The organism is Micromonospora sp. NPDC049801 (assembly GCF_040656575.1).
Taxonomy (GTDB): domain Bacteria; phylum Actinomycetota; class Actinomycetes; order Mycobacteriales; family Micromonosporaceae; genus Micromonospora.
Genome location: NZ_JBFAMS010000009.1, coordinates 231,007 through 251,872, shown reverse-complemented (window position 1 = coordinate 251,872; position 20,866 = coordinate 231,007). Strand labels below are relative to the sequence as shown.

Here is a 20,866-nt window from a genome sequence, read left to right as displayed (position 1 = left end):
CCAGCAGAATGACCGGATGACCCTCCGCGCGGCGCTGGCCCCGCTGGTCGCCGGCAGCACCTGGCGACGCGGCGTGTACCTGCTGCTCGGCGGCGTGCTGGCCCTGCCGTACGGGGTCCTCGCGGTGACCTTCGCGCAGATGCTCACCGACTCGGAGATCCCCCGCCCGCTGGTGTACGTCCTGCTGGTGGTCGCGGCGCTGATCGCCGTGGTGCCGCTGCTGCTGGACGGCAGCCGGGCGCTGGAGATCGCCGCCGTACGGGCGCTGCTCGGCGTCGACCTGCCCGACCCGGCCCCGGGACACCGGGGCGACCGGGAGAGCCGCCTGCGCAGCGCACTCTGGATCGCCACGCACCTCATCGTCGGCGCGCTGGTGATGACCGCGCTGTTCAGCGCCCTGCCGATGGCGCTCGCGTTCATCGCGCAGCAGTTCGGGGTGGGCGACGAGCTGACCAGCCGGGAACGGTTCGGGCCGCTGGACGGGCGGGACAGCGGCTGGCTCACCCTCGCTGGGGTCGCCCTGCTGGTGGGCCTCGGCTACGCCGTGGCCGGGCTCGGCGCGCTCGCCGTCTCGATGGCCCCGGTGCTGCTCGGACCCGCCCAGGCCGAGCGGATCGCCGCCCTGGAGGCGCGGGCCACCCGGCTCGCCGAACGCAACCGGCTGGCCCGCGAACTGCACGACTCCGTCGGTCACGCGTTGACCGTGGCGACCCTCCAGGCCGGCGCCGCCCGTGAGGTGCTGGACACCGACCCGGAGTTCGTCCGGCGCGCGCTGACCGCCATCGAGGACGCCGGCCGGACCGCGATGGACGAGCTGGACCACGTGCTGGGGCTGCTCCGCGAGACCGGCGGCGGCCGGCCCTCGGTGGCGCCACAGCGTACGCTCGCCGACCTGGACCGGCTGGTCACCGACGCCCGCGCGGCCGGGCTGACGGTCTACGACAGCCGCGCCGGCGATCCCGCGGCGGTGCCCGCGGTCGTCTCCCGGGAGGGTTACCGCATCGTCCAGGAGGGACTGACCAACGCCGCCCGCCACGGCCACGGGCCGGTGACGCTGCGGCTCGACCTGCACCGCGATGCCCTGGAGTTGGAGATGGAAAATGCCCTCGGCCGACAGCGCCGCTCCGATCCGGGTCGGGGCGGGCGGGGCCTGGACGGCATCCGGGAACGGGTGCTGCTGCTCGGCGGCCGGCTCACCGTCGGCCCGGACGGCGACCGGTGGCTCGTCCGAGCCCGCCTGCCGTACGAGGACGCCCGATGACCACCGGCGTGCTGATCGTCGACGACGACGAGCTGATCCGGGTCGGCCTGCGAGCCATCATCGACGTGCAACCGGACCTGCGAGTGCTCGCCGAGGCCGCCGACGGGGCCGAGGTGCCGCCCCTGGTCGCCCGGCACCGCCCGGACGTGGTGCTGATGGACGTGCGGATGCCCGGCATCGACGGCATCCAGGCCACCCGCCACCTGCTGGCCACCTCCGCCGACCCGCCCCGGGTGCTGGTCATCACCACGTTCGCCAACGACGAGTACGTCTACGAGGCGCTGCGCGCCGGCGCGTCCGGCTTCCTGCTGAAGCGGGCCCGCCCGGCGGAGGTCATCGAGGCGGTCCGCGTCGTGGCGGCCGGGGAGTCGCTGCTGTTCCCGGCGGCGATCCGCCAGCTCGTCGGGGCGTACGGGCCGGTGGGCGGGGACCGCCTGCAAGCCGCCCGCCTCACCGAGCGGGAGGCCGAGGTGCTGCGGCTGATGGCGACCGGCCGGTCCAACCCGGAGATCGCCGCGCACCTGGTCGTCGGGGTGGAGACGGTCAAGACGCACGTCGGCAACGTGCTGGCCAAGCTGGGCGTCCGCGACCGTACCCAGGCGGTCATCGCCGCGTACGAGTCCGGCTTCGTCACCCCGTCCGGCTGATCCCCCGGCCGAGGGCTCCCGGCCGTTCCCTCGGCCGAGGGCTCCCGGCCGTTCCCTCGGCCGGGGGAGCGGGTTCACCGCCGCCCGGGAGGGAACCGGTCGCCGATCGGTCGAGGCTGAGAGCATGACGACGATCAATGACCTTCGAGCCCGTACCGAATCCCGCTGGCCCGACCGGCTCGCCCCGCTCGCCGCCGGTTGGCTCGGCCTGTGGGGCGTACTCGCCCTGCTCGGCACGCTCACCGGCGCCGGCTACCCGTTCGGCCCGAACGACCTCCACGGCGGTGACGTCAGCCTGCTGCGCCTGGTGCCGGTGGACGTGGCCACCCCGCTCTTCGCCGGAGTCCTGCTGACCGCCGCCGTGGCCGCCCTCGCCATGAGCCGGCCAGCGGTCCGGCCACCCGGCCCGCTGCGGGCACTGCTCGCCGGCTACGGCTGGGCGGTCGTGTTCCTGCTCGCCGTGGTCGTGCCGGACGTCCGCGTGCTGGTCATCCTCGGCTACCTGCCGATCCTGATCGTCGGCGCGCCGTTCGGCTGGCCGCCGGTCGACTACTCCGACATCTTCAACTGGGCCCTGTTCGGCCGCTTCGCCGCGCTGCTCGGCGGGCTGCTGCTGGCCGGGGCGGTGCTCGCCTGGCAACGCCGTACCGCCGCAAGCTGCGTCTCCTGCGGGCGGGACGGCACCGACCGTGGCTGGACCACCCCGGCCGCCGCCGCCCGCTGGGGTCGGTGGGCCGCCGGCATCGCGGCGATCATCCCGCTGACGTACGCGGCGATCCGGTTCGCCTGGACGGCGGGCATCCCGCTGGGCATCTCCCGGGAGTTCCTGACCGAGATGCAGGACAGCGGGCTGGTCTGGGCCGGGTTCGGGCTGGCCGCCTTCGCCACCGCCGGCGCGATCCTCACCCTCGGGCTGGTGCAGCGTTGGGGTGAAACGTTCCCCCGCTGGATGGTCGGGCTCGCCGGTCGTCGGGTGCCGGTGAAGCTGGCCGTGGTGCCGGCGACCCTGGTCGCCATCTCCGTCACCGCGGCGAGCCTCGGCCTGCTCAGCAACCCCCAGTTCTGGGAGCTCACCGGCGGGACCAGCCTGACCGGGGCGCCGATGCTGCTCTGGCCGCTGTGGGGCGTGGCGCTCGGCGCGGCCACGTACGCGTACCACCTGCGCCGCCGGGGCGCCTGCCGGCGCTGCGGCCAGGGCTGAGGGTGGCCGTGGGGGTGCCACCCGAAGCCGGAGGCGCCCCCGAAAATGTGAGCTAGCGTTACTCGGGTGACTGCGCCTACCCCGGTAATCCCGGTTCCACCGGCCGACCTGCCCGGCACGCTCGGCGCGCTACGGGCGGCCGGTCACCAGTACCGCACCGTCAAGCAGGAACTCCGCGACAACCTCCTCGCCCGGATGCGCTCCGGCGAGACCCGTTTCCCCGGCATCGTCGGCTACGACGACACCGTCCTGCCCGAGGTCGAGCGTGCTCTGCTCGCCGGGCACGACATGGTGCTGCTCGGCGAGCGCGGCCAGGGCAAGACCCGACTGATCCGCGCCCTGGGCTCGCTGCTCGACGAGTGGACCCCCGTCATCACGGGCTCGGTCCTCAACGAACACCCGATGCGCCCGCTCACCCCCGCCTCGGTCGCCCAGGTCGCCGAGGCCGGCGACGACCTGCCGATCGGCTGGCTGCACCGCTCGATGCGCTACGGCGAGAAGCTCGCCACCCCGGACACCAGCGTCGGCGACCTGATCGGTGACGTCGACCCGATCCGGATCGCCCAGGGCCGCACCCTCGGCGACCCGGAGACCATCCACTTCGGGCTGGTGCCGCGTACCAACCGTGGCATCTTCGCCGTCAACGAGCTGCCCGACCTGGCCGAGCGCATCCAGGTGGCGCTGCTCAACGTGTTGGAGGAGCGCGACATCCAGGTCCGCGGCTACCAACTCCGGCTACCGCTGGACCTGCTCCTGGTGGCCAGCGCCAACCCTGAGGACTACACCAACCGGGGTCGCATCATCACGCCGCTCAAGGACCGGTTCGGCGCGGAGATCCGCACCCACTACCCGGTCGACCTGGAGTTGGAGCTGGCGTTGATCCGCCAGGAGGCGGATCTGGTCGCGGACGTCCCCGAGCACGTGCTGGAGGTGCTGGCCCGCTTCGCCCGCGCGGTGCGGGAATCCCCGTCGGTGGACCCGCGCTCCGGAGTCTCCGCCCGGTTCGCGATCGCCGCCGCCGAGACGGTGGCCGGTGCCGCGCTGCGTCGTGCCGGCTTGCTCGCCGCCTCCGCCGACGTGTTAGGAGGGGCCCCCTCTACAACCGCAAGCGATAACAAGGTGCCCTTCCTTGCATCGGAGGCGGCGGTGGCTCGCGTTGGTGACGCGGTGTCGGTGACCAGCACGCTGCGCGGCAAGGTGGAGTTCGAGAGCGGCGAGGAGGGACGGGAGGTCGAGATCCTGGCCCACCTGCTGCGGACCGCGACCGCCGAGACGTTCCGCGCCCACCTGGCCGGCCTCGACCTGTCCGGTTTCACGGCTCTCGTCGAGGACGGGACGGCGATCGAGACCGGCGAGCTGGTCGGCTCCGCCGAGCTGCTGCGCCAGGTGGGCACGGTGCCCGGTCTGGCCAAGGTGCTCGACCGGCTCGGCCTGGGCGACGCGCCCACCCCGGAGGAGGCCGCCGCGGCCGTGGAGTTCGTGCTGGAGGGGCTGCACCTGACCCGCCGGCTCGGCAAGGACGTCACCGAGTCCGGGCGCACCGTCTACGGCGGCCGGGGCTGACTGTGGCCGGCAACCGGTTCCGGTACGGCCAGTGGAACGGCGGCCCCGATCCGCTGGCACCCCCGTACGACGTGCGTGAGGCGGTGGACGCGGTCGGCGCCGAGGTGCTGGCCGGCGGCAGCCTGCGGCAGGCGCTGCGTGATCTGCTGCGCCGTGGCCCGCAGGGGCGGGGCGGGCTGGACGACCTGGCGGCTCGGGCGCGACGGCTGCGCCGCGAGGCGCTTCGTCGCGGCGACCTCGACGGCGCGGTGACCCGCGCACAGGCCCTGCTCGACCAGGCTCTCGCCGCCGAACGTGACGAGCTGCGGAGCCGCGACGACGACGACGCGCGGTTCGCCGAGTCGGTGCTGGACAATCTGCCCCGCTCCACGGCCCGTGCGGTCGAGGAGCTGGCCGGCTACCAGTGGGCCAGCGAGGACGCCCGTCGTTCGTACCAGCAGATTCTCGACCAGCTCCGGGACGACGTGCTCGGTCAGCGGTTCGCGGGCCTGCGGGACGCGGTGCGCGCGTCCGCCGATCCGGCCGCGCAGCAGCGGCTCGCCGAGATGATGCGGGACCTGAACGACCTGCTGGCCCGGCACGGCCGCGCGGAGGACACCACCGACGCGTTCGCCGAGTTCATGCGCCGGCACGGCGACTTCTTCCCGGAGCAGCCGGAGACGGTCGACGAGCTGATCGACGTGCTGGCCCGCCGTTCGGCGGCCGGTGAGCGGCTGATGAACTCGCTGTCCGAGCGGCAGCGCGCCGAGCTGGCCGGTCTGATGCAGCAGTCCCTCGGCGACCGGCTCGCCGGTGAGCTGTCGGCGCTCGACGCGAACCTGCGGGCGCTGCGGCCGGATCTGCGCTGGGGGCGCGGCGAGCGGGTCCGGGGCGACCAGCCGTTGGACTACGCCGACGCGGCCGGCGCGCTCGGCGAGATCGGCGAGCTGGACGACCTGCTGGATCAGCTCGACCAGGAACACCCCGGGGCCACGCTTGACGACGTGGACGTCGACGCGGTGGCCCGGACGCTGGGCCGGGACGCGGCCGACGACGTCCGCCGGCTGCGCGAGCTGGAACGCGAGCTGCGCCGGCAGGGCTGGGTGGGCCGGGACGCGGACGGGCTCACGCTCAGCCCGAAGGCCCTGCGCCGGCTCGGCGGCACGGCGCTGCGGCGGGTCTTCGCCGACCTGACGGCCGGTCCGCGCGGTCAGCACGACCTGCGTTCGGCGGGTGCGGCCGGCGAGGTCAGCGGGGCGTCCCGCCCGTGGGAGTACGGCGACGAGCAACCGCTGGACGTGGTTCGTACGCTCACCCGGGCGGTGCGCCGGGCCGGGCCGACGGTTCCGCTGCAACTCGAAGCGGACGACTTCGAGGTGGTGGAGACCGAGAAGCGTGCCTCGGCGGCGGTGGTGCTCTGCGTGGACCTGTCGTACTCGATGATCTCGCAGGGTCGTTGGGGGCCGATGAAGCAGACGGCGCTGGCGTTGGCGCACCTGATGGAGACCCGTTTTCCACAGGACGCCCTGCAGATCGTGGGCTTCGGTCGGGAGGCGACGACGCTCACCCAGCAGGAGTTGGCGGCCGTGGAGCCGGACCTGCAACAGGGGACGAACCTGCAACACGCGCTGCGGTTGGCCGCTCGGCACCTGCGCCGCCATCCGGATGCCGAGCCGGTGGTGCTGGTGGTCACCGACGGGGAGCCGACCGCCCACCTCGACCCGGACGACGGGGAGGCGCTGTTCCACTGGCCGCCGCTGCCGGAGACGATCGAGGCGACGGTCCGCGAGGTGGACCGGCTCAGCCGCTACGGTGCGACCCTCAACCTGTTCATGCTCGGCGATGACGAGGGCCTGCGCCGCTTCATCGACGCGGTGGCGAGACGCAGCCGTGGCCGCATGTTCACCCCCGACACCGACGACCTGGGCGAGTACGTGGTGTCGGACTACCTCCGCTCCCGCCAGTCCCGCCGCTGAACGGACCACCCCGTCGATCATGGAGTTGTGGTGGGTGGCAAATGCCGCTCGTCCGGGTGAATCGGGCACCACAACGCCATGATCGACGGGGTGGGGCGGTGGGGTGGGGGTGTGGTGGTGGCGAGTGGCGGGTTGCGGCGGGCTTATGACTCGGTGTTTGCCGAGATCGACGGGGTTTCTTTTGGGGCTGCCCCTCGGGGGCAGTTGAGCGCCGAGCAGATCGTGGCGCACCTGGTGGCGAACGACGAACTGATGATCCAGGCCAGCGAGGCGTTGCTCGCGGGGTCGCCGTTCGCCTACTACGAGCTGGAGGAGGACATCCACCGTCCGCAGCTCGACGCGTTGGTCGCCGAGCAGGGCGGTCTGCGCGGCCTGGCGGCGTTGCTGCACGGCACCAGCGAACGGCTGTGCGGGCTGGTCGACCAACTCGGCCTGGCGGCGGAGGCGCCGGTGGAGACCCACCTGCGCGAGGGCTTCGACCTGATCGTCGACGAGCCGCTGCCCTGGTCCCGCACGCTGGACCTGCACGCGAGGGTGCACCTCCCCAAACACCAGGCCCAGCTCCACCTGCTCCGGACCTGACCGCCCCCCACGACCCTCGTCGATCTTGCACTTTCTGCGGCGACAAAGGCATGTGTAACGGGCATCTCGACGACAGCAAGTGCAAGATCGCGGGGGGTCAGGCGCGGGCCAGCTCCTCGCGGGGGTGGAAGGTGCGGCGGTAGGTGGACGGGGCCACGCCGATGCGTTGGTGCAGTTGTTGACGTAGGGCTGCCGTCGTGCCGAAGCCGCAGCGGCGGGCGATCTGGTCGACGGTGAGGTCGGTCGTCTCCAGGAGGAGTCGGGCGTGGTCGGTCCGTTGCCGCAGTAGCCACTGCGCGGGGCTCAGTCCCGTCTCCAGCCGGAAACGTCGGGTGAAGGTGCGGACGCTCATCCGGGCCTGCTCGGCGAGGTCGCGCAGGGCGATCGGCTCGTGCAGGCGCTGTCGGGCCCACTCGCGGGTGGCGGCGGTGCTCGCATCGGTGGCCCGGGGGACCGGCTGTTCGATGTACTGCGCCTGCCCGCCGTCGCGCCACGGCGGCATGACACAGCGTCGGGCCGCCCGGTTGGCGATGTCGCTGCCGTGGTCGAGGCGGATGACGTGCAGGCAGAGATCGATGCCGGCGGCCACTCCGGCCGAGGTGAGCACCCGGTCGTCGACGATGAAGAGCACGTCCGGGTCGAGGTCCACCCGGGGGTGCAGGCGGCGGAACCGCTCGGCGTACGCCCAGTGGGTCGTCGCCCGGCGTCCGTCCAGCAGGCCGGCCGCGGCCAGCACGAACGCGCCGGTGCAGATCGACATGATCCGGGCGCCCCGTTGGTACGCCGACCGCAGCGCCTCGGCCACCTCCGGCTCGACGGTGCCCGAGGTGAGCGCCGCGCCGTCGTGGATGCCCGGGACGATCACCGTGTCGGCGGTGTCGAGCAGCTCCAACCCGTGGTCCGGGAGCACCTGGAAGCCGGCGGTGCTGCGGACCGGCCGGCCGCCCGGGGTGCACACCCGGACGTCGTAGCGGTACGCGTCGTCGGCGCCCCGGGCGGTGCTGAAGACCTGGGACGGGGTGCCGAGGTCGAGGCCGACGACCTGGTCGAGGGCGAGGACGGCGATCCGGTGCGGGCCACTACTCATGGCCCGATTATTGCGTACGATGGCTTTCCGGCCACTCGTCCTAGCCGGAGGCGCGGCCCAGACTGGTCGCGTGAGCAAGAATCGTCGCCTGCACCCCGCCTGGCTCGTGGCCGGTGTCGCCTTCGTGGCGCTCGTCGGCGCGGCCGGGTTCCGCGCCACGCCGTCGGTGCTGCTGCACCCGCTGCACGCGGAGTTCGGCTGGCCGCTGGCCACCATCTCCGCGGCCGTCTCGGTCAACCTGCTCCTCTACGGGCTCACCGCGCCGTTCGCCGCCGCGCTGATGGACCGGTTCGGCATCCGCCGGGTCGTCTCGGTGGCGCTGCTGCTGGTCGCCGCCGGCAGCGGTCTGACGGTGTTCATGACCGCGAGCTGGCAGTTACTGCTGTGCTGGGGCGTCCTCGTCGGCCTGGGCACCGGCTCGATGGCGCTCGCCTTCGTGGCGACCGTCACCGGGCGCTGGTTCGTCCGTCGTCGGGGCCTGGTCACCGGCGTGCTGACCGCGGGCGGGGCCGCCGGGCAACTGATCTTCCTGCCGCTGATCGCCGTGCTGGTACGCGACCACGGCTGGCGCACGGCGGCACTCGTCGTGGCCGGTGCCGCCCTGGCTGTCGTACCCCTGGTGGTGTGGCTGCTGCGCGAACACCCGGCGGATCTCGACCTGCCCGCCTACGGCGCGACCGAGGTCGTCGCGGCGCCGCCGCCGGCCGGCGGCGCGGCGACGCGGGCGCTCGGCGCGTTGGCCGCCGCGGCCCGGACGCGGCCGTTCTGGCTGCTGGCCGGCGGGTTCGCGATCTGCGGAGCGACCACGAACGGCCTCGTCGGTACGCACTTCGTGCCGGCCGCGCACGACCACGGCATGGCCGAGACCACGGCGGCGGGACTGCTCGCGCTGGTGGGGCTCTTCGACATCGTCGGCACGATCGCCTCCGGCTGGCTGACCGACCGGGTGGACAGCCGGCTGCTGCTCGGTGCCTACTACGCGCTGCGCGGGCTGTCGCTGCTGGTGCTGCCCAGCCTGTTCGCGGGTACCGCCGAGCCGAGCATGCTGGTGTTCATCGTCTTCTACGGCCTGGACTGGGTGGCCACCGTGCCGCCGACCGTTGCGCTGTGCCGGGAGTACTTCGGTGGCGCGGGCGCGGTCGTGTTCGGCTGGGTGTTCGCCGCCCACCAGTTCGGGGCGGCGCTCGCGGCCACCGGCGCGGGGCTGGTCCGCGACCGACTCGGCGACTACGCGGTGGCCTGGTACGTGGCCGGTGCGCTGTCGATCGGCGCGGCAGGGCTGTCGCTGCTGCTGCGCCGACGGCCGGGTCGACCGGTGCCGGAGGCCGTCCTCGTCGCCGCGACCGCACCCCGCGCCTGGAGCTACCGCGGTTAGCCGACCGTCCACTGTTGGGCGGGCCGGCCGTCGCAGGGCCGCTGCCGGATGTCGTTGCCGGCCTCGACGCCGTCGTCGTCGGCCTGCGCGCACTTACCGCTGTGCACCGCGACCAGCAGCACGGGGCCCGCGCCGGTGGGGGTCAGCCGCCACTGCTGGTTGGCCTGACCGTGGCACGGGAACTGTTGCAACCGCGCGCCGTCGTCACCGCTGCCGCCCTCGACATCGAGGCACTGCCCGTGGGCGGCGTTGGTCATCGTCACCGCTCCCGTCGCTACCGGGTTGACCATCCACTGCTGCTCCGGGCCGCCGGTGCAGGCGGCCAGTTCGGCCTCGGCCTTCTCGTCGTCGCCGTCGAGCCCGAGGCAGAGCCCGGTGGGCGACCGCAGCACGTGGGCGCCGCTGGTGGGAACGGCCGGGGTGGCCGACGGGGTCGGCGACGGCTCGACCGAGGGCGTCGGGGTCGGCTCGGCCGCCGGGGTGGTCGGCTCGGCGGCGCTGGACGGCGTGCCGACGGCCGCCGGCACCACCGGCTCGTCGTCCCCGTCGAGCAGGCCGGTGGCGAAGACCACACCGAGGAGTACGCCCACCAGCCCGACCGCCAACGCCACCCGCAGCAGCGGGTCGGCCAGCGGGCCCGAGTTGGCTCGGCGTCGGCCGCCGTAGACGGTGCCGACGGGGTCGGGGCGTTCCTCGGGGGCGGGCATAGCCGCCATCCTCACCCACGGCGGCGGGCCGGAGCCAGCCGGACGACGGCAGCGGCGGAGTTTCAGCGGGTGGGCTGCGGGTCGGTGACGTCGGCCACAGTGGCGTCGAGGGCGGCGATCGCGGCGTCGGCGTCGACCGCCACGGCGAGACCCCGCTCGCCCGCGCCCAGGGTGATCTGCCGGCCCCGTAGCCGCTCGTCGGCGATCACCGGCCAGGCCGTGCTCGCGCCGAACGGGGTGATGGTGCCGCGCTCGTACCCGGTGGCGGTCAGCGCGCCCGCCGCGTCCGGCATGGAGATCCGCTGCACCCCGAGCAGGGCGCGCAGCTTGGGCCAGGAGATGACCCGGTCACCAGGGGTGAGCACGAACAGGTGGTCGTCCGCGCCACGGCGGACGACGATCGTCTTGACCACGTCCGGGATGGCCACACCACGGGCGGCGGCGGCCTCCGCGAGGCTGCCGACCGCGCCGTGACTGACCAACCGGTACGGCAGTCCGGCGGAGTCCAGGGCGGCGATCGCGGGCGACGGCATGTCCGCCACGGTAACCGCCGGGCCTGCTGTCGGACGGGAAACGGCAGGCGAGGACATCCCACGATTTCCCGGGTGCAGGCGTAAGGTGATCACATGCGCGCTGAGCGTGTGGATCACCCAATTGACCATGATCAAGCGGTGGACACGTTGCGGCGGTCGTACGCCGCGGTGCCCACGGGCGAGCCTGTCCGGCTGGCCAAACGCACCTCCAACCTGTTCCGCCCCCGATCCGCTCCCCGCACCCCGGGCCTCGACGTGAGTGGCCTGAACGGGGTGCTCTCGGTCGATCCGGCCGGGCGTACGGCCGATGTGCAGGGCATGTGCACGTACGAGGACCTGGTCGACGCGACGCTGCCGCACGGGCTGATGCCGCTGGTGGTGCCGCAACTGCGCACCATCACCCTGGGCGGCGCGGTGACCGGCCTCGGGATCGAGTCGACGTCCTTCCGCAACGGACTGCCCCACGAGTCGGTACGCGAGATGGACATCCTCACCGGCTCCGGCGCGATCGTCACCGCCCGCCCGGACTCCGAGCACGCCGACCTGTTCCGCGCGTTCCCCAACTCGCTGGGCAGCCTCGGCTACGCGACGAGGCTGCGCATCGAGTTGCAGCCGGTCGGCCGGTACGTGGCGTTGCGCAACATCCGGTTCACCCAACTGGAGGCGCTCACCGACGCGATCGCCGAGGTGAGCGCCACCCGGTCGTGGGCCGGCCAGCCGGTCGACGTGCTGGACGGCGTGATGTTCAGCCCCGGTGAGGCGTACCTGGTGCTGGGGACCTTCACCGACACCGCCGATCCGCCCAGCGACTACACCGGCCAGGCGATCTACTACCGGTCGCTGCGTCAGCGCACCCGCGACGTGCTGACCGCGTACGACTATCTGTGGCGCTGGGACACCGACTGGTTCTGGTGCTCGGCGGCGTTCGGCGCGCAGCACCCGGTCGTGCGCCGGCTCTGGCCGGCGCGCTACCGACGCAGCGACGTCTACCACCGACTGGTCCGCCTCGAACACCGGCACCAGGTGGCGGCCCGGATCGACCGGCTGCGGGGCCAGCCGGCCCGGGAGCGGGTCGTGCAGGACGTGGAGATCCCGCTCGACCGCATGGCCGACTTCCTGCGCTGGTTCGCGGCCGACGTGGGGATGACCCCGGTGTGGCTCTGCCCGCTGCGGTTGCGCGAGCCGGAGGGGCCCGGTTCCGCGCGGTCGTGGCCGCTGTATCCGCTCCACCCGGGGCAGGACTACGTCAACATTGGTTTCTGGGGGAGCGTGCCGATCGCGTCCGGCGCCGCCGACGGCGACGTCAACCGCACGATCGAACGCAGGGTGTCGGAGCTGGGTGGGCACAAGTCGCTCTACTCCGACGCGTACTACGACCGGGACGCCTTCGATCGCCTCTACGGCGGCGAGACCTGGCGCGCGGTGAAAGACCGCTACGACCCGGACCACCGGCTGACGGGACTGTACGAAAAGGCGGTAGCACGAGCATGAGCCTGACCGACCGAGATCAGGGGGCGGCGAGCGTCCCCGCCACCCCGCCGGCGGGGGGCCGGCGCACCGGCCCGACCGTCGCGGACGTCGTCCGCGCGGTCACCGCCGGGCCGTTGCCGATCCGCATCACCGGGTACGACGGCAGCGCCGTCGGCCCGACCGATGCCGGCATCACCCTGGCGATCCGTACCGAGCGGGGTCTGTCGTACCTGCTCACCGCCCCCGGCGACCTGGGCATGGCCCGGGCGTACGTGAGCGGCGACCTGGCGTTGCAGGGGGTGCACCCGGGTGACCCGTACGAGGCGTTGCGGGTGCTCAAGGACGAGTTGCGGCTGCGCCCGCCGTCGGTGGCCGACGGCGTCGCGCTGGTGCGGGGGTTGGGTTGGGAGCGGCTGATGCCGCCGCCGGCGCCTCCGCAGGAGGCCCAGCCGCGCTGGAAGCGGGTGATGAACGGGCTGCGGCACTCCCGGGTCCGCGACAGCACGGCGATCTCGCACCACTACGACGTCTCGAACGCCTTCTACGAGAAGGTGCTCGGCCCGTCCATGACGTACACCTGTGCGGTCTTCCGGTCCCCGACCGACACCCTGGAGCAGGCCCAGGTGGCGAAGTACGACCTGGTCGCCGGCAAGCTGGCACTCAAGAAGGGCATGCGGCTGCTGGACGTGGGCTGCGGTTGGGGCGGCATGGTCCGGCACGCCGCGCGCGAGTACGGGGTCAAGGCGCTCGGGGTGACCCTGTCGAAGGCGCAGGCGCAGTGGGCGCAGGCCGCGATCGAGCGGGAAGGGCTGAGCGAGTTGGCCGAGGTGCGACACCTCGACTACCGGGACGCGCCCGCGGAGCAGTTCGACGCCATCTCCTCGATCGGGCTGACCGAGCACATCGGCGTGCGCAACTACCCGTCGTACTTCGGGGCGCTGCGGTCGCGCCTGCGCACGGGTGGACGGCTGCTCAACCACACGATCACGCGCGCCGACAACCGGGCGCCGCACCGCTCGGGCGCGTTCATCGACAGGTACGTCTTCCCGGACGGCGAGCTGGCCGGCCCGGGTCGGCTGATCAGCGAGGTGCACGACGCCGGGTTGGAGGTGCACCACGAGGAGAACCTGCGCCAGCACTACGCGCTGACCCTCGCCGCCTGGTGCCGCAACCTGGTGGAGCACTGGGACTTCTGCGTCTCGGAGGTCGGCACCGGGACGGCCCGGGTGTGGGGTCTCTACATGGCCGGTTCGCGGATGGCGTTCGAGCGCAACGGCATCCAACTGCACCAGGTGCTGGCCACCCACAACGGCCCGGACGGCGTGAACGGCTATCCGCTGCGACCGGACTGGTTGCCCTGATCATCCGCTGAGCGTCGCCTGAGGGTGAGCGTCGCCTGAAGCTGAGCGTCGCCGGAAGCCGCGTCGAGAAAGTCGGCGCGGCTTCTCGCGAAGCGATTGACAAACAAGTTTTGTACGTACAAACTGATTTTGCCATGAGAGACGTCCTGTACCTGGAGCAGATCGAGCAGGCCGAGGTCCTGCTCAAGCCGCAGCGCGTGGAGGTGCTGCGGCAACTGGCCGAGCCGCGCACCTGCACCGAGGTCGCGGCCCGACTCGACCAGACGCCGCAGCGCGTCTACTACCACGTCAAGCAGCTCGTCGCGGCCGGCCTGGTCGAGCTGGTCAACGAGCGCAAGGTTCGCGGGATCACCGAGGGCATCTACCAGGCCGCCGCCCGGTCCTACTGGCTCTCGCCGCGGCTGGTCGGCCGCATCGGGCTGCGCCGGGCCCGCGACGAGCTGAGCCTGGGCTACCTGCTCGACCTGATGGAGGAGGTCCAGGCCGACATCGCCGCCCTGGACCGGGCGGCGCCCGAGCTGCCCTCGATCGGGGTCTCCGGCGAGATCCGGGTGCCCGCCGAGCAGCGCCAGGAGTTCCTGCACGACCTGCAAACCGCACTTCAGGACCTGTTCACCCGCTACGGCGGCAGCGAGGGAGATGCCTTCAAGCTGGCCGTCGCCTGCTATCCGAAAGGGAACGACAATGAGTGAACCGTTGAAGGTGCAGGCCCGCCTGACCGCCCCCGTGGCGCGCGTCCGCCAGGCCCTGACCGACCCGGCCGAGCTGCGCCTCTGGCTGGCCGAGCACGCCGAGGTCGAGCTGCCCGAGCGGTACGAGTTCTGGGGCCGCTACACGCCCGAGGGTGACGCCCCGCACCAGCGGCTCCTGCACGCCGACGACGACTCGCTGCGCTTCGGTTGGCTGCTCGACGGGGTCGAGACCACCACCGAGTTCCAGCTCGCCGCCGATGGCCCGGACGCCACGGTGCTCACGCTGACCCAGAGCCACTTCGACTTCGCCGAGGCGATGGACGGCTCCAGCATTCGGGGCGTGCTCCAGACGTACTGGGCGCTGTCCATCGCGAACCTGGCCTCCCACCTGGAGGGCAAGCCGCTGCTGCCGCGCACCGACTTCACCTCCGCGGAGCTGCGCGGCGAGCTGGTCATCGCCGTCCCCGCCGACAAGGTCTGGGAGTCCCTGACCGACTCCGAGCAGGCCAGCGCCTGGTTCGGCTACCCGATCGGGATCGAGCCCTGGGTCGGCGGCCGGTACGCCATGGGTGGCTTCGAGCACGGCTACGCCGCCAAGATCGTCGACCTGGAGCCCGGCCGGCGGATGTCCGTCGACTGGGGACCGACCGGCGTCACCAGCTGGGAGCTGGCCGAATCCGGTGGCCGCACCACGCTGACCTTCGTACAGAGCGGCTTCGACGAGACCAACCCGCCGTACGCTGCCTGGTCCGGCTCGGTGGCCGGCCTGTTCGAGCTGCGCCGCTTCCACGAGATGGCGGCCTGGCAGCCGATCTGGCTCGCCGAGGAGGTCCCCGGCCTGGAGCCCCAGCCCACCCTCTGACCGTCCCGCCGTGATCGTGCTCGATCAAGGATTTAGTGGCCTCGTTCGCACCTCGAAGGCACTACATCCTGGATCGAGCACGATCTTGTGCGTGGGGAGAGGGTGCTGCCCGCACGCTCACGCGATGGCTGCGATATCACCGTCGTCGAAGTAGATCGCCTGGTGCAGTCGACCGCCGAGGGCGACGGCGTATCGGGCCACCACCTCCTGGCCGGAGATCCGGGCTCGTCGTACCTCGGCGAGTCGGTGCCCGATGACCAGCGCGAGCAGTTCCTGCTTTCCGGCTTCGACGGCCTCCTCGCCAGCGGCCCGCTGGACCGCAGCGTTGTGGCTGTCGTACCGATCTGTGGGGGCGGGTTCGGTGACTTTTCGGGGTGGAGTGGGTACTGCCGTGCGATGTTCCTCATCTTTGGTCTGCGTACCAAGGTCGACCGGTCCGGTGTCGTGCAGGAGGTCTGCCGTCACTGCGGCAACCACGCCGCACAGGTGATCACCCGCCGGTCGACGAAATTCACCCTCTTCTTCATCCCACTCATCCCGATCCGCACCCGGTACGCGCAGCAGTGCACGTTCTGCGGGGCGGAGTACGAGGTCGCCAAGTCCGACGCCCAGCGCCTCCCGGTCGGCTGAGCCGCAGATGGCCCGCTTCCTGTGCTGGCTGATCGGCCGACCCCCGTCGGCCGGATCCGTCGTGTACACCGCCACCCGCCCGCCGTGCACTCCCGGCCGGCGTAGACGGCGACCCGTCCGCCGTCCGCTGGCCGGCACCGCCTTACCCCGCTCACCCTGGAACCGCTCCGCCGGCCGCTGACCCGACCTGTCGCCGGCAGCGGACACCGACCGCCAGGACAGCCCGGGGAGACCGCATCGGCCTGGATGTTCGGCTCTGGCGGCGTTCCCGGGCGCTGGCTAGGCTTTCGAGGTTTGCCGTGGACCGGTCCGCCCGACTGTGCACACCCGACGAAGAGCCGGAGCGACCGTGTCGCGACAGGACGTGAAGCAGGCCGCGGGGCAGCTCAAGCCCATCGGCCCGATCGTCGCGATCGCGGTCCTGGTCGTGGAGGCCGGCTGGTTGGCCGCCGCGCTGCCCGGCGCGGCGCTGGTCAGCGACGTGGGCGCGCTCCTGGTCGCCGGCTGGGCGACAGTCGCCTGTGCCGGCGTGGCCCGTCGACACCCGGCCCCGTTGCGCCGGTTCTGGACGCTGCTCGCCGTCACCATGGCGCTCGCCGCGCTGGGTCGGGGAATCTGGACGGCGCAGCGGCTCGTCGGCGACGACCTGCCGCACAACGCGCTGATCGGGGTCGTCTTCAGCGCCGGCATCCTCACCGGCACCGCCGCGCTGCTCAGCTCCCCGTCCGGACCGCGGACGGCCGTCGGGCGGGCCCGGACGCTGCTGGACGGCGTGATCGTCGCGCTGGCGCTGGTGCCGGTCGGCTGGGTGCTGGTGTTCCGTGGGGTTGCCGCCGCCGAGTTGGCCGATCCGGCGCGCACGCTGGGGCTGCTCTACCCGATGTTCGACCTGATGCAGCTCACCATCCTGGTGGCGGTGGCCGGTCCGGCGCGGCCCCGGTGGCGGCCGATGCGCGTGCTCGCGGCGAGCCTGACCATCCGGGTGGTGGCCGACGTGGTGTACGTCTCGCTGGTCGCCCGGGGGGACTACGCCGCCGGCCACCCCATCGACCTGTGCTGGCCGCTGAGTTACCTCCTGATCGGGCTGGCCACCGCCAGCCGGCCGCCGCCGGACTGCGACGGCACCGACGAGACCGCCGAATCCCCGCTGCCGCCGTGGTGGCGGGTGGCGCTGCCGTACCTGCCGGTCGGCGGGGCGATCATCGCGGTGCTGCTGGCCCGCCGGCCGACCGGCCAGACTCCACCGCTGGTCTTCGTGACCATGATGACCCTGCTCGCCGCCCTCGCCGTACGGCAGGGGCTGGCCGCCAACGAGAACCTGCGCCTGGTGGCGCGACTGCGCCGGCTTGCGTACGGCGACCAGCTCACCGGGCTGCCGAACCGGCTGCTGTTCAACCGACTGCTGCGGCTGGCCCTGCGGGACGGTCGGCCGGTGGCCGTCCTGCTGCTCGACCTCGACGGGTTCAAGCAGGTCAACGACCGGTTCGGGCACGCCACGGGCGACGCCCTGCTGACCGGGCTGGCGGCTCGGATGCGGGCTGCCGTGGACGGCGACGGCACGATCGCCCGCCTCGGCGGCGACGAGTTCGCGGTGCTGGTCGAGGGGGACCGGCCGGTGTCACCGGAGCACCTGGCCGAACGCCTGCTGGACGCGCTGCGCCCGTCCGAGGGGGAGGAGGACGTGGGTGTGCACCCGTCGGCGAGCATCGGCATCGCCGAGTACGGGCCGCAGCACGCCTCCCACTCCGACCTGCTGCGCGACGCCGACATCGCGATGTACGCGGCGAAGGCCGCCGGCAAGTCCGCGTACCGGACCTGCACCCCGGCGCTGCGTGAGTCGGCCGTGTCCCGGGCGGAGCTGATCGCCGACCTGCGCCGGGCCGTCGACGAGGAGCAACTGCACCTGGAGTTCCAGCCGATCGTCGACCTCGCCACCGGTGCGGTACGCAGCGCCGAGGCGCTGGTGCGCTGGCGGCACCCCCGACTGGGGATGTTGCCCCCGGCGCGGTTCCTGCCGCTGGCGGAGGAGACCGGCCTGATCCTCCCGATCGACCGTTGGGTGATCCACGAGGCGTGCCGGGCGGCGGCGACCTGGCGGGCCCGCGCGCCGGAGGCGACGGTCGCGGTGAACATCGCCGCCGCCCACCTGCGCCGGCCCGACCTCATCGCCACGGTCACGGCGGCCACCGCCGGCGCCGGGCTGGCACCCCGGGCGTTGACGCTGGAGCTGACCGAGTCGGCGTTGATCGAGGGGACCGACGCCGTGCTGGAACGGCTGCACCAGCTCCGGGAACTGGGCATCCAGATCGCCATCGACGACTTCGGCACGGGCTATTCGTCCCTGAGCTACCTGCACCGCATCCCGGCCACCGAACTGAAGATCGACCGCTCGTTCGTGGCCCGCCTCGGCACGGACGACCGGGCGTACGCCACGGTGGAGATGGTCACCCGGCTGGCCGGCGCGTACGACCTGGCGGTGATCGCCGAGGGGGTGGAGACCGAGCGCCAGCACGACGCGGTCACCGCCATCGGCTGCCCGCGCGGGCAGGGCTTTCTGTACGGGCGTCCGGACAGCCCCGCCACGGTGGGTCAGAATCGGGCTTGACCCTGACGTAGCGGCAGGTAGGAGCCTGGTTTCCGGAAGGGAGGGGAACCATGGCGTACACGGTGGGTCAGGTGGCGAAGATCGCCGGCGTGACGGTACGGACGCTGCACCACTACGACGAGGTTGGTCTGCTCTCGCCGAGCGGCCGGACGTCGACCGGCTACCGCCGCTACGACGACACGGACCTGCAACGGTTGCAACTCGTCCTGTACTACCGCGAGCTGGGTTTCCCGCTTGAGGAGATCACCGCGATCATCGACGACCCGGCGGCCGATCCGGCCGCCCACCTGCGTCGTCAGCACGAACTGCTGACGGTACGGATCAAGCGGTTGCAGGAGATGGTCACGGCGATCGAGTTCGCGATGGAGGCGAGCAAGTTGAACATCCAACTCACCCCGGAAGAGCGGTTCGAGGTCTTCGGTGACTTCAAGCCGGAGGAGTACGAGGCCGAGGCGGAGCAGCGTTGGGGAGGCACCGACGCGTACCGGGAGTCGAACCGCCGGGCCTCCCGTTACGGCAAGGAGGACTGGCTGCGGATCAAGGCGGAGAACGAGGACTGGGGTCGACGGATCGTCGCGCTGATGGCCTCGGGCGCGCCGGCCGACGGCCCGGAAGCGATGGACCTGGCCGAGGAGCACCGGCAGATCATCAGTCGCTGGTTCTACGAGTGCTCGTACGAGGTGCAGACCGGGTTGGCCGACATGTACATGGCCGACGAGCGGTTCACCGCGTACTACGAGAAGATCGCCCCGGGGTTGGCCGCTTACATCAGTGAGGCGATCCACGCCAACGCGATCAGCCGGGCCTGACCGGGGCTCACTCCTCGACCGCGCCGTCGGATGGCGGGACCAGGAAGTCGTAGACGGTCCTGGCCATCCGGCGGACGGTCTCGTCCCCGGTCACCATCGGCCCGGCGGTGAGGAACGCGACGGCGGTCTCCGTGCCGGGGATCAGGTAGTAGCCGACGTCGTGGGAGGCGTCCGGCAGGTCACCGGTCTTGTGGGCCACCGGGACGCCGGGTGGCAGCGCCGCCGGGATCTTGGTGTTCAGGGTCTGCTCCCGCATGAAGCCGATCATCAGGTCCCGGGAGGCCGGGGTGAGGACCTCGCCGTCCCAGACCGCGCCGAGCAGCGACACGACGTCGTCCGGGCTGGTGTAGTTCTCCTCGCCGCGCTGCGCTGCCGCGCTGTCGAGCATCCGCCGGGCCAGGATGGTGGAGCGCTGGTTCATCGAGTCGATCAGCGCGTTGACCGGGGCGAACCCACCCAGGTAGGTGATCAGCACATTGGCCGCGACGTTGTCGCTGTACTTGATCAGATAGCGTGCGAGCCGGTACAGCGTGACCACCTGCGGGAACGTCTCGAACTGGAGCTGGCCGGTGCCGCCCACCACGTCGGCCGGCGTGACCAGCACGCCGTCGTCGAGAGACACCTGTCCACAGTCGACCCGGCGCAGGAGTTCGACCAGGATCCAGAGCTTGATGACGCTCGCGGCCTTGGGACGCAGCGACCCGTTGACCGAGACCTGCTGGTCCCCGTACCGGCCGGAGAGGTCCCGGACGGTTGCGCCAGCGGGGTTGAGGCTGGCGTCGGCGACCACCCGGGCGAGCTGTCCGCTGAGCGGGAACAGCCGTGCTCCCGCGACCGGGTCGGTGGGCGGCTGCGGGCTGGTGACCACCACTCCGGTGAGCGTCGTCGGCGGGCGGTGCCGCTGGATCACCTCAAGCGTGCCCTCGCTGCGCCCGACCAGCGGCACCCGGTAGCGGTAGGCGGTCCCTTCGACGACGACCGCCCCACTGGCCACCCCGGCGGCGACCCGCATGTCCGGGTCGGCGACCCGGCCGGTGTCGCCGTCGCAGGCCCGGTACCGCACGGTGTGCCCGAGCGAGTCCACCGCGAACGCCCCGCCAGGGAACGACAGCCAGGACACCTCGCTGGTCGGCGCCCGCTCCGCCGTCGGCTCCACGCCCGGCTCGTCGCTCCGCCCGCCCGTGTCGTTCGGCCCGCCCGTGTCGCTCCGCCCGCCCGTGTCGTTCGGCCCGCCCGTGTCGTTCGGCCCGCCCGTGTCGTTCGGCCCGCCCGTGTCGCTCCGCCCGCCCTCGTCGTTCGGCCCGCCCTCGTCGTTCGGCCCGTCTGTGTCGCTCGGCCCGCCCGTGTCCTTCGGCCCGGTGTCGGCGGTGGGTCCGTCGGCTGCGTACCCCAGGGTCGTTCGGTGGTTCGGGCCGGGACCGTCGGCGGTGGCCGGGCCGGTCGTCGCCGCGACGACCAGCGCGATCGCCGCCGCAAGCAGGGAAGATGAGCGCTTCTTGTCGCTTTTCCTCACGTTTGTACGATAA

The 20,866-nt window shown here is 72.5% G+C and carries 18 protein-coding genes and 1 pseudogene; 14 read left to right on the top strand and 5 right to left on the bottom strand.

The annotated features are described in order from the left end of the window. The first annotated feature begins 16 nt into the window (after window positions 1-16). The 6 genes from AB0I89_RS18775 (at window position 17) to AB0I89_RS18750 (ending at window position 7,209) form a co-directional block, all read left to right on the top strand. The gene (locus tag AB0I89_RS18775; RefSeq protein ID WP_357127951.1) at window positions 17-1,261 is read left to right on the top strand and encodes a histidine kinase; all 1,245 of its coding nucleotides are present in this window, start codon (window positions 17-19) and stop codon (window positions 1,259-1,261) included. Continuing rightward, window positions 1,258-1,908, top strand: a complete 651-nt coding sequence (locus AB0I89_RS18770) for a response regulator transcription factor (RefSeq protein WP_357127948.1) — start codon at window positions 1,258-1,260, stop codon at window positions 1,906-1,908. The genes AB0I89_RS18775 and AB0I89_RS18770 overlap by 4 nt, the downstream gene beginning before the upstream one ends. A 124-nt stretch (window positions 1,909-2,032) precedes the next feature. Next, on the top strand, window positions 2,033-3,109 hold the full coding sequence (locus AB0I89_RS18765) for a hypothetical protein (RefSeq protein ID WP_357127945.1): 1,077 nt from the start codon (window positions 2,033-2,035) through the stop codon (window positions 3,107-3,109). Between the two features lie 66 nt (window positions 3,110-3,175). Then, window positions 3,176-4,672 (top strand): sigma 54-interacting transcriptional regulator, encoded by a 1,497-nt coding sequence (locus tag AB0I89_RS18760; RefSeq protein ID WP_357127942.1) that lies wholly within the window; start codon window positions 3,176-3,178, stop codon window positions 4,670-4,672. A 2-nt stretch (window positions 4,673-4,674) separates the two neighbouring features. After that, window positions 4,675-6,627 (top strand): VWA domain-containing protein, encoded by a 1,953-nt coding sequence (locus tag AB0I89_RS18755; RefSeq protein ID WP_357127939.1) that lies wholly within the window; start codon window positions 4,675-4,677, stop codon window positions 6,625-6,627. A 117-nt stretch (window positions 6,628-6,744) separates the two neighbouring features. Further along, window positions 6,745-7,209, top strand: coding sequence for a hypothetical protein (locus AB0I89_RS18750; protein WP_357128041.1), 465 nt, complete (start codon window positions 6,745-6,747; stop codon window positions 7,207-7,209). A gap of 97 nt (window positions 7,210-7,306) precedes the next feature. Here the strand turns inward: AB0I89_RS18750 and AB0I89_RS18745 are convergent, their stop codons facing one another. Further along, a complete protein-coding gene (locus tag AB0I89_RS18745; RefSeq protein ID WP_357127936.1) occupies window positions 7,307-8,296 on the bottom strand; it encodes a DJ-1/PfpI family protein in 990 nt (329 codons plus the stop codon). A 19-nt stretch (window positions 8,297-8,315) separates the two neighbouring features. On the opposite strand from AB0I89_RS18745, the gene AB0I89_RS18740 reads away from it, so the two are divergent. Further along, window positions 8,316-9,671 carry an MFS transporter gene (locus tag AB0I89_RS18740; protein ID WP_357127932.1) on the top strand — a complete coding sequence of 452 codons (1,356 nt, stop codon included), beginning with the start codon at window positions 8,316-8,318 and terminating at the stop codon, window positions 9,669-9,671. On the opposite strand, the gene AB0I89_RS18735 is transcribed toward AB0I89_RS18740, so the two are convergent. Both AB0I89_RS18735 and AB0I89_RS18730 read right to left on the bottom strand, forming a co-directional pair. Next, window positions 9,668-10,378 carry an RICIN domain-containing protein gene (locus AB0I89_RS18735; RefSeq protein ID WP_357127929.1) on the bottom strand — a complete coding sequence of 237 codons (711 nt, stop codon included), beginning with the start codon at window positions 10,376-10,378 and terminating at the stop codon, window positions 9,668-9,670. The genes AB0I89_RS18740 and AB0I89_RS18735 overlap by 4 nt on opposite strands. 62 nt (window positions 10,379-10,440) lie before the next feature. Beyond that, on the bottom strand, window positions 10,441-10,911 hold the full coding sequence (locus AB0I89_RS18730; RefSeq protein ID WP_357127927.1) for a YbaK/EbsC family protein: 471 nt from the start codon (window positions 10,909-10,911) through the stop codon (window positions 10,441-10,443). A gap of 93 nt (window positions 10,912-11,004) precedes the next feature. Between AB0I89_RS18730 and AB0I89_RS18725 the strand changes: the two genes are divergently transcribed. The 4 genes from AB0I89_RS18725 (at window position 11,005) to AB0I89_RS18710 (ending at window position 15,296) form a co-directional block, all read left to right on the top strand. Further along, a complete protein-coding gene (locus tag AB0I89_RS18725; protein ID WP_357127924.1) occupies window positions 11,005-12,402 on the top strand; it encodes an FAD-binding oxidoreductase in 1,398 nt (465 codons plus the stop codon). After that, a complete protein-coding gene (locus AB0I89_RS18720; protein ID WP_357127921.1) occupies window positions 12,399-13,742 on the top strand; it encodes a class I SAM-dependent methyltransferase in 1,344 nt (447 codons plus the stop codon). The genes AB0I89_RS18725 and AB0I89_RS18720 overlap by 4 nt, the downstream gene beginning before the upstream one ends. A gap of 134 nt (window positions 13,743-13,876) precedes the next feature. After that, window positions 13,877-14,434, top strand: a complete 558-nt coding sequence (locus AB0I89_RS18715) for a helix-turn-helix domain-containing protein (protein WP_355051970.1) — start codon at window positions 13,877-13,879, stop codon at window positions 14,432-14,434. Then, on the top strand, window positions 14,427-15,296 hold the full coding sequence (locus AB0I89_RS18710; RefSeq protein ID WP_357127918.1) for an SRPBCC domain-containing protein: 870 nt from the start codon (window positions 14,427-14,429) through the stop codon (window positions 15,294-15,296). Before AB0I89_RS18715 ends, AB0I89_RS18710 begins: the two co-directional genes overlap by 8 nt. Before the next feature lie 117 nt (window positions 15,297-15,413). On the opposite strand, the pseudogene AB0I89_RS18705 reads toward AB0I89_RS18710, so the two are convergent. Beyond that, a pseudogene (locus AB0I89_RS18705) lies at window positions 15,414-15,614 on the bottom strand (transcriptional regulator); the annotation flags it as partial. Window positions 15,615-15,692: 78 nt separating this feature from the next. Between AB0I89_RS18705 and AB0I89_RS18700 the strand changes: the two are divergent. The 3 genes from AB0I89_RS18700 (at window position 15,693) to AB0I89_RS18690 (ending at window position 19,340) form a co-directional block, all read left to right on the top strand. Continuing rightward, window positions 15,693-15,926, top strand: coding sequence for a zinc-ribbon domain-containing protein (locus AB0I89_RS18700; protein WP_357127915.1), 234 nt, complete (start codon window positions 15,693-15,695; stop codon window positions 15,924-15,926). Between the two features lie 349 nt (window positions 15,927-16,275). Then, a complete protein-coding gene (locus AB0I89_RS18695) occupies window positions 16,276-18,531 on the top strand; it encodes an EAL domain-containing protein (protein ID WP_357127912.1) in 2,256 nt (751 codons plus the stop codon). 50 nt (window positions 18,532-18,581) lie between these two features. Beyond that, on the top strand, window positions 18,582-19,340 hold the full coding sequence (locus AB0I89_RS18690) for a MerR family transcriptional regulator (protein WP_357127909.1): 759 nt from the start codon (window positions 18,582-18,584) through the stop codon (window positions 19,338-19,340). A gap of 7 nt (window positions 19,341-19,347) precedes the next feature. Here the strand turns inward: AB0I89_RS18690 and AB0I89_RS18685 are convergent, their stop codons facing one another. After that, window positions 19,348-20,853: a serine hydrolase gene (locus tag AB0I89_RS18685; protein WP_357127906.1), complete on the bottom strand. Its 1,506-nt coding sequence runs from the start codon at window positions 20,851-20,853 to the stop codon at window positions 19,348-19,350. Window positions 20,854-20,866: the final 13 nt, after the last annotated feature.

Excerpts from the sequence above, each read along its gene's own strand:
- AB0I89_RS18775 (WP_357127951.1), top strand. The coding sequence starts at position 17 with ATGACCCTCCGCGCGGCGCTGGCCCCGCTGGTCGCCGGCAGCACCTGG.
- AB0I89_RS18770 (WP_357127948.1), top strand. The coding sequence starts at position 1,258 with ATGACCACCGGCGTGCTGATCGTCGACGACGACGAGCTGATCCGGGTC.
- AB0I89_RS18765 (WP_357127945.1), top strand. The coding sequence starts at position 2,033 with ATGACGACGATCAATGACCTTCGAGCCCGTACCGAATCCCGCTGGCCC.
- AB0I89_RS18745 (WP_357127936.1), bottom strand. The coding sequence starts at position 8,296 with ATGAGTAGTGGCCCGCACCGGATCGCCGTCCTCGCCCTCGACCAGGTC.
- AB0I89_RS18740 (WP_357127932.1), top strand. The coding sequence starts at position 8,316 with ATGGCTTTCCGGCCACTCGTCCTAGCCGGAGGCGCGGCCCAGACTGGT.
- AB0I89_RS18735 (WP_357127929.1), bottom strand. The coding sequence starts at position 10,378 with ATGCCCGCCCCCGAGGAACGCCCCGACCCCGTCGGCACCGTCTACGGC.
- AB0I89_RS18730 (WP_357127927.1), bottom strand. The coding sequence starts at position 10,911 with ATGCCGTCGCCCGCGATCGCCGCCCTGGACTCCGCCGGACTGCCGTAC.
- AB0I89_RS18725 (WP_357127924.1), top strand. The coding sequence starts at position 11,005 with ATGCGCGCTGAGCGTGTGGATCACCCAATTGACCATGATCAAGCGGTG.
- AB0I89_RS18720 (WP_357127921.1), top strand. The coding sequence starts at position 12,399 with ATGAGCCTGACCGACCGAGATCAGGGGGCGGCGAGCGTCCCCGCCACC.
- AB0I89_RS18715 (WP_355051970.1), top strand. The coding sequence starts at position 13,877 with ATGAGAGACGTCCTGTACCTGGAGCAGATCGAGCAGGCCGAGGTCCTG.
- AB0I89_RS18710 (WP_357127918.1), top strand. The coding sequence starts at position 14,427 with ATGAGTGAACCGTTGAAGGTGCAGGCCCGCCTGACCGCCCCCGTGGCG.
- AB0I89_RS18700 (WP_357127915.1), top strand. The coding sequence starts at position 15,693 with ATGTTCCTCATCTTTGGTCTGCGTACCAAGGTCGACCGGTCCGGTGTC.
- AB0I89_RS18690 (WP_357127909.1), top strand. The coding sequence starts at position 18,582 with ATGGCGTACACGGTGGGTCAGGTGGCGAAGATCGCCGGCGTGACGGTA.